Source organism: Polaromonas sp. P1_E1_2, assembly GCF_056406035.1.
In genome coordinates this window covers 1-9,357 of record NZ_JBFUAZ010000106.1, presented here as the reverse complement: position 1 = coordinate 9,357, position 9,357 = coordinate 1, and the positions used below count along the sequence as shown (strand labels likewise).

Below are 9,357 nucleotides of genomic sequence, written 5' to 3'. Positions count from 1 at the left end.
TCACCGTCGCGGCTTTCGGTGGCGGCGCCTGGAGCGTAGACGGCAAGACCAAGGGCTGACACATCAACAGGGCTGCAGCTTTGGGCATGAAGCCCTGCTGCAGCCTTTTTGTTTGCCTGCTTTAGATTTCAACCCTCTGCCGCGAAAGATACCGAATGCCCAAAGTTGTCGTGATTTACCACTCCGGCTACGGCCATACCCAGCGAATGGCGCAGTCAGTCGCCGAGGGCGCGGGCGCTGAACTGGTAGCTATTGATGCCGAAGGCAACCTGCCCGAAGGCGGCTGGGAAACCCTCGATGCCGCCACCGCCATCATCATGGGATCACCCACCTACATGGGCAGCGTCAGCTGGCAGTTCAAGAAGTTTGCCGATGCTTCCTCCAAACCCTGGTACACCCAGGCGTGGAAGGACAAGCTGTTTGCCGGCTTCACCAACAGCGCAGCCATGAGCGGTGACAAGATGTCGACGCTGAATTACCTCTTTACTTTGGCCATGCAGCATGGCGGCATCTGGGTCAGCCAGGGCGTGCTGCCCAGCAACAGCAAGGCGGCGGTGCGCAGCGACACCAACTACCTCGGCTCTTACAGTGGCGCTGTCGCACAATCGCCATCGGATGCAGGTGCCGGCGAAATGAACGCAGGCGACCTGGACAACGCCCGCAACTTCGGACGGCGCGTGGCCGGTATCGCAGCGAGATTCGCTCCCTGATTCTTTTTCTTTTTTACAGGAATTGTCATGACCGTTGAACTCAGGCGCAATCCTCCGGCGGAGCTGGCCCAGCATCTGCAAATTCGCAGCCACGCGCTGATTACCGATGCGTCACTGGCAGAAGGCGGTGACGATGCCGGCCCCTCGCCCCATGACCTCTATGACGCGGCGCTCGGCGCCTGCAAGGCTGTTACCGTGATGTGGTACGCCCGCAAGAAGGGCATTCCCGTCGACGAGATAAAGACGCGGGTTGAGCGGGACGACTCCCAGGAGCGCACCGGTGTATACAGGCTTGCCACCAAACTCCAGATCAAGGGTGCATTGACGGACGCCCAATTGCAGGAATTGCACACCGTTGCCCAGAAATGCCCGGTGCACAAGCTCATGAGCACCGTCACGACGGAAATCACGACGGACGTGGAACGGCTGACATGAGCGCTGCACTGAAACTGACCGGGCATCACAAGGACCTGGGTGGCGGATTCATGGTGCGCCGCCTGCTACCTTCTGCGCAGCAGCAATCGGTTGGCCCTTTCATTTTCTTTGACCACTTCGGCCCGGTGACTGAACACCCCGGTACCAACCATGACGTGCGGCCGCATCCGCATATCGGCCTGGCCACCGTGACCTATCTGTTCGAAGGCGCCATGATGCACCGCGACAGCATCGGCTCTGCCCAGCGCATAGAACCCGGTGCCATCAACTGGATGACGGCAGGGCGGGGCATTGTGCATTCGGAGCGCGCGCCCGACGACCTGCGTGGTACTGCATATGTAAACCACGGCTTGCAGCTGTGGGCTGCCTTGCCCGCAGAGTTTGAAGAAACAGCACCCGGTTTTTCACACACGCCTGCGGACAGCATCCCAGAGGTGTCCGTGGACGGCGCGGTGGTGCGTGTCCTGGTCGGTGAGGCATTCGGAAAAGCCTCACCCGTCAAGACTTTCTCAAAAACACTCTACCTGGATGTGGCGCTCGCGGCGGGCACGCCTTTCACGTTGCCGCCACTGGCAGCGCAGATGGCGCTGTATGCGGTGGACGCCGACCTGCTGCTGGACGGCGAGCCGCTGGCGATGCACACGCTGGCGACCCTCTTACCCGGCACAGCAGTACAGCTCAGCGCAAACACCCCGGCGCGCCTGGTGGTGATCGGTGGCGACGCACTGGATGCGCACCGCTTCATGTGGTGGAACTTTGTTTCCAGCCGCAAGGAACGCATCGTGCAGGCCGGTGAGGACTGGGCCGCCCAGGCCATGGGGCAGGTGCCCGGGGAGACCGAATTCATCCCGTTGCCCGAGCGGAAGTTCACCGCGGGCTGAGGCCCGGCAAGTCAGGCAAAAGCTTTTTGAGGGAAAGCCCAGCGTTTAAGATCACGCGATGCAAATTTTCAGCCTGCTTCCCTGGTCCGACTGGATGGCCATCGCCTGGTTCTTTGGYGGCTGGATGGGCTATGCCTGGTTTGCCCGGCACTATGGGGTCAAGCGGCCTTCGCTGCTGCGCACCACCAACCGTTACCGGCACCATTGGCTGATACAGGCCACCTCGCGCGACCCGCGCGTGATCGACGGCATCATCACGCAGAACCTCTCCAGCACGCCGGCTTTTTTCTCGTCCACCACGATCATCATCATCGGCGGGTTGTTCGCGCTGCTGGGCACCACCGACAAAGCGGCCGAGCTGGTGCGCGAAATCCCGTTTGCCGTGCGCACCTCGGTGCTGATTTTTGACCTCAAGGTGCTGCTGATGGTGGCGGTGTTTGTCTACGCGTTTTTCCGCTTCAGCTGGTCCATGCGCCAGTACACCTTTGTCGCCCTGCTGATTGGCTCCATGCCGTCACCGCAGGAGTTTGAGGTGGGGAAGTTCGACCGTGAAGCGTTTGCCACACGCGCCAGCCGCATGGTGAGCCTGGCGGCGGAAACTTTTAACGACGGGCTCCGGGCCTACTACTTCAGCTTCGGCATCATGGCCTGGTTTTTTTCCACCTTTGCGTTTGCGCTGGCCACCGCCGTGGTGGTGCTGATTTTGTACAACCGCGAGTTCAACTCGGACGTGCTGGACGTGTTGCGCGAATAGTTCAGAGCCGGCCGTCGGGCAGGTCACGCGCCAGGCGCAGGCCGCTGAACTGCCAGCGGGCATCGGGCGGGAAAAAGTTGCGGTAGCTGGCGCGTATGTGGCTTTGTGGTGTGGCGCACGAGCCGCCGCGCAGCACAAACTGGTTGCACATGAACTTTCCGTTGTACTCACCCACCAGCCCTTCCCAAGGCTTGTAGCCGGGGTAGGGGTTGTRGTTGGACTGCGTCCATTCCCAGACGTCGCCATACATCTGGGCCGGCAGGCCGTGGCTTTCCTCCTGCTGCGGCAGGGGGTGGTATGCCGCCTTTTCCACAAAGTTTCCCTGCGGCACGGGGCTGGCCACCACGCTGCGCGCTGCCAGCTCCCATTCAAATTCTGTCGGCAGGCGTGCACCGGCCCAGCGCGCAAAGGCATCGGCTTCGAAGTAGCTGAGGTGGCAGGCCGGCGTGTTCGGGTCTACATCAATCAGCCCTTGCAGCGTGAAGTGCTGGTAACTCCCTTCGCTGCCCTGCCAGTAAAAGGGCAGGCTAACGCCGTTCTCAGTCACCCAATCCCAGCCCATGGAAAGCCACAACTCCGGGCGCTGATAGCCCCTGTCGGCGATGAAGGCCATGAACTCGCCGTTGGTGGCGGGCCGGCTGGCCAGCTCGAAGGCCGCCACATAAACTTTGTGGCGGGGCGTTTCGTTGTCGAAGGCAAACCCACCGTCGCGTCCCGCGTCAAAGCCGTGTTCCACCAGACCCGCGTCGTGGCGCATCCAGTTCACCGGCTGTGGGTGTATGCCCGCCAGCGGCCAGCGGCTGGCATAGGCCGGGCGCGCGGGGTTGAAAGACAGTGCATGCTTGATGTCCGTCAGCAGCAGTTCCTGGTGCTGTTGCTCGTGGTGCAGGCCCAAGGTGACCAGTTCGGCCAACTCTTTGTGCTGCGCGGTGTCATTACCGGCCTCTACCTGCGCAATCACTTCCAGTATGCGCTGGTCGACCTGGGCACGGTAGGCCAGCACTTCGTCGAGGGAGGGCCGGCTGATCAGCCCGCGTTTGGGCCGTGGGTATTTGTCGCCCACACCGTTGTAGTAGCTGTTGAACAGCACCCTGAAGCCTGAATCAAACGGCTTGAAACCGGATTCAAAACGCTCGAGGATAAAAGTCTCGAAGAACCAGGTCAGGTGAGCCAGGTGCCATTTGGCAGGGCTGGCGTCCGGCATGGACTGGAGCTGGCAGTCCTCGGGGCTCAGGGGCTCGATCAGGGCTTCGGTCTGCGCCCTGATGGCCATAAAGCGCATGGCCAGCGGAGACTGCCGCGCCTGAAGCGTGTGGGAGCGGGAGAGTGATGGTTCTGTAGGCATGATGGCTACCGTGTGGATGGGCGCGACAGAAGGCTGACCCATGACATGCACAAAAGGGAAACGGTGAAGTTCGGTGTGATAGCAATGAGCGGCTTAAAAGCTTTGCACGGCACCCGGCCTTCAGCTGTCAGACAAGGCCTCGAATGCAGTGGGGATGGCCGTGGGAACGGGCCTTGAAAGCGGCTTGGCCACGGGATTGACCTGAGGTTTCAGTTCAGGGTCCAGGGCGCGCCGCTCGTCAAACACAAAACATTCACCGTCAAAATGCGCGCGTCCGCTTTCCTCAAAATACTTGAGGATGCCACCCTCGAGCTGCCAGACGTTTTCCACCCCGGCTTCGCGCATGAAGATGGCTGCCTTTTCGCAGCGAATGCCGCCGGTGCAGAAGCTCACGACGGTCTTGCCCGCAAGCTCCTGCCGGTTTGCCACCAGGGCCTGGGGAAATTCCGTGAACTTGCTGATGCGCCAGTCAATGGCGTTTTTGAAGGTGCCGACATCGGCCTCAAAGTCATTGCGGGTGTCCAGCGTCACCACCGGTCGGCCCGTGTCGTCGCAGCCTGTGTCAAGCCAGCGTTTGAGCGTGGCGGCATCCACGGCCGGCGCGCGCCCGGCGGCTGGCTGGATGGCGGGGTGGTTCATGCGGATGATTTCCGGCTTGACCTTGACCAGCAGCTTGCGAAACGGCTGGGCACTTGACCAGCTTTCCTTGGCTTGCAGGTCGCTGAAGCGGGCATCCTGTTTCAGCCATGCCAAAAAATCATGAATATCTGCCGCCGTGCCCGCCAGGAAGAGGTTGATTCCTTCTTCTGCCAGCAGTACCGTGCCTTTGATCGCGCGTTGTTGGAGCGCCTGTTCGATGCTGCCCTGCAGCATCGCAGGGTGCGCCAGCGTGACGAATTTATAGGCCGCAATGTTCAGGATTTGCATGATCCGGTTGATTGTAGGCAGGCATGCAGGGCCTTGCACTGCGTCACGGCGCCTCAGCGGACAGCCTCGGCCCTAAAATGACCTTTATGTTTGTTCATTTGCGCCTTCACACCGAATTTTCAGTCGTCGACGGCACCAACCGCATCGATGAAGTCGTGGCCGCTGCGGCTGCTGACCACCAGCCGGCCCTGGCCATCACGGACCTCAGCAATCTGTTCGGAACCGTCAAGTTTTACAAGGAAACCCGGGGTGCTGGTGTCAAACCCCTGATTGGTGCCGATGTATGGGTGCAGGTGCCGGGCAAGGACGCCGGGGCGCCGGCCGCGCGCCTCCTGCTGCTGGTGCAAAACCGCCAGGGCTACCTGAACCTGTCCGAGATCCTGACGCGGGCCTGGACCAAAAACGTGGTGCGCGACCAGGCGGTGGTGAAGCTTGAGTGGCTGCAGGAACTCAATGAAGGCCTGATTGCGCTGTCGGGCGCGCAGGGCGGCGCTGTGGGCCAGGCGCTGCTGCAGGGCGACAGCGCGCGCGCCGTGGAATGTGCGCTGTACTTYGCGGGCCTCTTCCCGCACCGTTTTTACCTCGAACTGCAACGCGCCCAGCGYCCCGATGACGAACGTCATGTGGCGGCCGCCGTCCAGCTGGCGGCACGGCTCAAGCTGCCGGTGGTGGCGACCCATCCGGTGCAGTTCCTGACCTACGACGATTACGAGGCGCATGAGGCCCGTGTGTGTATTTCAGAAGGCGAAATCCTGGGCAATACGCGCCGCGTGCGCAAGTTCACGCGGGAGCAGTACTTCAAGTCGACCGCGCAGATGGCGGCGCTTTTTGCCGATGTGCCCACCGCGCTGGCCAACACTGTGGAAATTGCCCGGCGCTGCAACCTCACGCTGGAGCTGGGAAAACCCATGCTGCCCGACTATCCCACGCCGGAAGTCAATGGCGTGCGCATGCCGATCAACGAATACTTCCGCCACGCGTCGTTTGAAGGGCTGGAGGAACGCCTGGCTCACCTGTACCGCGACGTGGCCGTGCGCGACCAGAAGCGGCCATCCTATGTGGAGCGCCTGGAGTTCGAGATCAACACCATCCTCAAGATGGGTTTCCCAGGCTACTTCCTGATTGTGGGTGATTTCATCAACTGGGCCAAGAACAACGGCTGCCCGGTGGGCCCGGGCCGAGGCTCCGGCGCGGGCTCGTTGGTGGCGTATTCGCTCAAGATCACCGACCTGGACCCGCTGCAGTACAACCTGCTGTTCGAGCGATTCCTGAATCCGGAACGGGTTTCCATGCCCGACTTCGACATCGATTTTTGCCAGAGCAACCGCGACCGCGTGATCGATTATGTGAAAGACAAATACGGCAAGGAAGCCGTGAGCCAGATCGTGACCTTCGGCACCATGGCCGCGCGCGCCGCCATCCGCGACGTGGGCCGCGTGCTCGACTTCCCGTATGGCTTTTGCGACGGCATTTCCAAGCTGATTCCGAACAAGCCGGGCCAGCACATCACGATTGAACAGGCAAAGGAGCAGGAGCCCATCCTGGCCGAGCGCGAGCGCAAGGAAGAGGATGTACAAACCCTGCTGGCGCTCGCGCAAAAGCTCGAAGGCCTGACCCGCAATGTAGGCATGCATGCCGGGGGTGTGCTGATCGCCCCCAGCAAGCTGACCGATTTTTGCCCGCTCTATGCCCAGCCTGGCAGCGATTCCGCCGTGAGCCAGTTCGACAAGGACGACGTGGAAGCGATCGGCCTGGTCAAGTTCGACTTCTTGGGCCTGGCCACGCTGACCATCCTGGAAATCGCCCGGGAGTTCATCATCGCGCGCCATCCGGCGCAAAAAGACTTCAAGTTTGAAGACCTGCCGCTGAACGACCGAAAGGTTTACGAGTTGTTCGGCCGGGGCCAGACCGAAGCCGTGTTCCAGTTTGAAAGTATCGGCATGYAGCGCATGCTGAAAGACGCGAAGCCGGACCGCCTCGAAGACCTGATTGCGATGAACGCGCTCTACCGGCCGGGGCCGATGGAGCTGATCCCGACTTACATCGCGCGCAAGCAGGGCAAGGAAGTGCCCGAATACCCGGACCCGCGCGTCAAGGCCATTCTCGAAGAGACCTACGGCATCATGGTCTACCAGGAGCAGGTGATGCAGACCGCGCAGATCCTGGGCGGCTACTCGCTGGGCGGCGCCGACTTGCTGCGCCGCGCCATGGGCAAGAAGAAAAAAGAGGAAATGGACGCCCAGCGCGAGATCTTCCGCAAGGGCGCGGGCGAGGGCGGTCTCAGCGAAGAGAAAGCCGACGAGGTTTTCGACCTGATGGAAAAATTCGCGGGCTACGGCTTCAACAAGTCGCACTCCGCCGCCTACGCGCTGCTGGCGTACCACACAGCCTGGCTGAAGGTGCACTACACCGCCGAATTCTTCGCCGCCAACATGACGGTGGAAATGGACGACACCGACAAGCTCAAGATCCTGTTCGGTGACGCGCAGAAGATGGGCATCCAGTTCGAGTCGCCCGACATCAACCGCGGCGACTACCGCTTCGAGCCGATCAGTGCCACATCGGTGCGTTACGGCCTGGGCGCCGTCAAGGGCACGGGCCAGCAGGCGATTGCCGCCATCGTGGCGGCGCGCAAGGAAGGCGGCCCCTTTACCTCGCTCTACGACTTTTGCGTGCGCGTGGACCGCAGCCGGCTCAACAAGCGAACGGTGGAAGCCCTCATCAAGGGCGGAGCTTTTGACAACCTGCAACTCAACCGTGCGTCGCTGCTGGCGTCGGTGGACCGCGCCTTTGAATTCGCCGCCGCGACCGAAGCCAACGCCAACCAGGGCGGGCTGTTCGACATGTCCGACTCGCACGCGGCCAGCACCCAGGAGCCGGCGCTGGTCGAGGCCATGCCTTTCGGTGTGAAGGCGCGGCTGGTACTGGAAAAAACGGCGATCGGGTTTTACCTCTCAGGGCACCTGTTTGACGAGGTCGAAACCGAAGTGCGCCAGTTCGCCAAACGCAAGATCGAGGACCTGATCGATTCGCGCGAACCTCAGCTTCTGGCTGCCATTCTGAGCGACCTGCGCGTTATCAACGGCAACCGCGGCAAGCTGATCATTTTCAAGCTCGACGACAAGACCGACGTGCTTGAAGCCTCGGTGGACGAAACGACCTTCAACGCCAACCGCAACCTGCTCAAGGACGACGAACTGGTGATCGTGCAGGGCACGCTGCAGGGCGCGTCGGAGCGCTTCGGCCGCCGCTTCAAGGTCACGCAGGTCTGGGACCTGGAAACTGCCCGCTGCAAATTTGGCAAGTACCTGCGAGTGGCGGTCAATGGCACCACGCCGGATATTTCACGGCTGGTCAGGGACTTCCCGCCGCGCCGCGAGATGTCAGACCAGGGAGAGCTAAGCCGCGGCTTGCCGGTGCGCTTGAGCCTCAGGCGCCAAGGCGAGGCGGGCGGCGTGGCAGCGGAGCTTCATCTGGGGGAGGCAGCCAAATTCTTCCCGACCGATGCCGCACTGGCCAGCTGGATGGCGCAGGCCGACAAGGGGCTGGTGCAGATTGTTTATGAGTGAAACAGGCCTCTAGGCCAATAGAGACGAGCGCAAGCAGCTATAAAAAAGGTAGCGCTTGGCTTAGTCCTTGGGTCCGAATTCAACGGGAAAGTCTGTAATCACCTTGCCGTTTTCGTCTGGAGGAATGCGTTCTGCCTTCTCTACAGCCCGGAGAACGGCCTCGTCCCAAGCTTGCACTCCACTGGATTTGCTCAGCTTTGAACTCATGATAAGTCCTGTGGAAGAGACTTTCACCTGGACGATAGCTTTCGGGTTTCCCTGAATACTTTCAGGATTTGCAAAGGTGATGTTGCGCTTGAACAAAGCGGCCAATCGTCCTTTGTAATTTGCCGATGGACCGCTGGCCTTTTGAGCCGTACCAGTGGCCTCGGCGCCGCCGGTGGCGCCGGCCTGGCCCATCATCCGTTTGAGGTTTTCGTCACGCAGCTTTTTCGCCGCAGCGTCAGCCAGCTTTTGCTTCTCGTCGTCTTTCGCGTCCTGCTTCTTCGCTTCGGCCTTTTTGGCGTCTTCGGCGGCTTTGCGCTTGGCCTGCTCTTCTTTGGCCTTCAGTTCTTTTTCTTTCTTTGCCAACTGCTCAGCCTTGAGCTTTTCCTGTTTCAGTTTCTGCTGGTTCTCGGCTTCTTTTTGCTGCTGCAGYAGCTTGCGCTTTTTCTCCTGCTCCAGCGCGATGTCGACATTGGGCGCTGGCGGCGGTGTCTTCACTTCCGGTGTTGGGGGCGCGGGTGGAGGCGGTGGT

Annotated in this window: 8 protein-coding genes; 5 read left to right on the top strand and 3 right to left on the bottom strand. The window is 61.2% G+C overall.

Translation table 11 applies throughout. The features are described 5' to 3' along the window. Positions 1-155: 155 nt before the first annotated feature. From AC1D1P_RS07690 to AC1D1P_RS07675, 4 genes are read left to right on the top strand one after another with little or no spacing between them, the layout of a single operon-like run. On the top strand, positions 156-710 hold the full coding sequence (locus tag AC1D1P_RS07690) for a flavodoxin family protein (protein ID WP_477668954.1): 555 nt from the start codon (positions 156-158) through the stop codon (positions 708-710). 27 nt (positions 711-737) lie between these two features. Continuing rightward, on the top strand, positions 738-1,145 hold the full coding sequence (locus tag AC1D1P_RS07685; RefSeq protein ID WP_477672580.1) for an OsmC family protein: 408 nt from the start codon (positions 738-740) through the stop codon (positions 1,143-1,145). After that, the gene (locus tag AC1D1P_RS07680; protein ID WP_477672579.1) at positions 1,142-2,026 is read left to right on the top strand and encodes a pirin family protein; all 885 of its coding nucleotides are present in this window, start codon (positions 1,142-1,144) and stop codon (positions 2,024-2,026) included. Before AC1D1P_RS07685 ends, AC1D1P_RS07680 begins: the two co-directional genes overlap by 4 nt. A 58-nt stretch (positions 2,027-2,084) precedes the next feature. Beyond that, positions 2,085-2,780 (top strand): DUF599 domain-containing protein, encoded by a 696-nt coding sequence (locus tag AC1D1P_RS07675; RefSeq protein ID WP_477668957.1) that lies wholly within the window; start codon positions 2,085-2,087, stop codon positions 2,778-2,780. A gap of 1 nt (position 2,781) precedes the next feature. Here the strand turns inward: AC1D1P_RS07675 and egtB are convergent, their stop codons facing one another. Together egtB and AC1D1P_RS07665 are read right to left on the bottom strand one after the other, a co-directional pair. Continuing rightward, positions 2,782-4,062 (bottom strand): ergothioneine biosynthesis protein EgtB, encoded by a 1,281-nt coding sequence (gene egtB / locus AC1D1P_RS07670; RefSeq protein WP_477672581.1) that lies wholly within the window; start codon positions 4,060-4,062, stop codon positions 2,782-2,784. A gap of 183 nt (positions 4,063-4,245) precedes the next feature. Continuing rightward, positions 4,246-5,052, bottom strand: coding sequence for a sulfurtransferase (locus tag AC1D1P_RS07665; RefSeq protein WP_477668959.1), 807 nt, complete (start codon positions 5,050-5,052; stop codon positions 4,246-4,248). Between the two features lie 86 nt (positions 5,053-5,138). On the opposite strand from AC1D1P_RS07665, the gene dnaE reads away from it, so the two are divergent. Next, positions 5,139-8,621, top strand: a complete 3,483-nt coding sequence (gene dnaE / locus AC1D1P_RS07660; RefSeq protein WP_477672578.1) for a DNA polymerase III subunit alpha — start codon at positions 5,139-5,141, stop codon at positions 8,619-8,621. Positions 8,622-8,681: 60 nt separating this feature from the next. Here dnaE and tolA read toward each other — a convergent pair. After that, a partial coding sequence (gene tolA / locus AC1D1P_RS07655; RefSeq protein WP_477672577.1) for a cell envelope integrity protein TolA occupies positions 8,682-9,357 on the bottom strand: 676 nt, incomplete at its 5' end.

Bases quoted from the DNA above. Each gene is read 5' to 3' on its own strand.
- AC1D1P_RS07690 (WP_477668954.1), top strand. From the start codon at position 156: ATGCCCAAAGTTGTCGTGATTTACCACTCCGGCTACGGCCATACCCAG.
- AC1D1P_RS07685 (WP_477672580.1), top strand. From the start codon at position 738: ATGACCGTTGAACTCAGGCGCAATCCTCCGGCGGAGCTGGCCCAGCAT.
- AC1D1P_RS07680 (WP_477672579.1), top strand. From the start codon at position 1,142: ATGAGCGCTGCACTGAAACTGACCGGGCATCACAAGGACCTGGGTGGC.
- AC1D1P_RS07665 (WP_477668959.1), bottom strand. From the start codon at position 5,052: ATGCAAATCCTGAACATTGCGGCCTATAAATTCGTCACGCTGGCGCAC.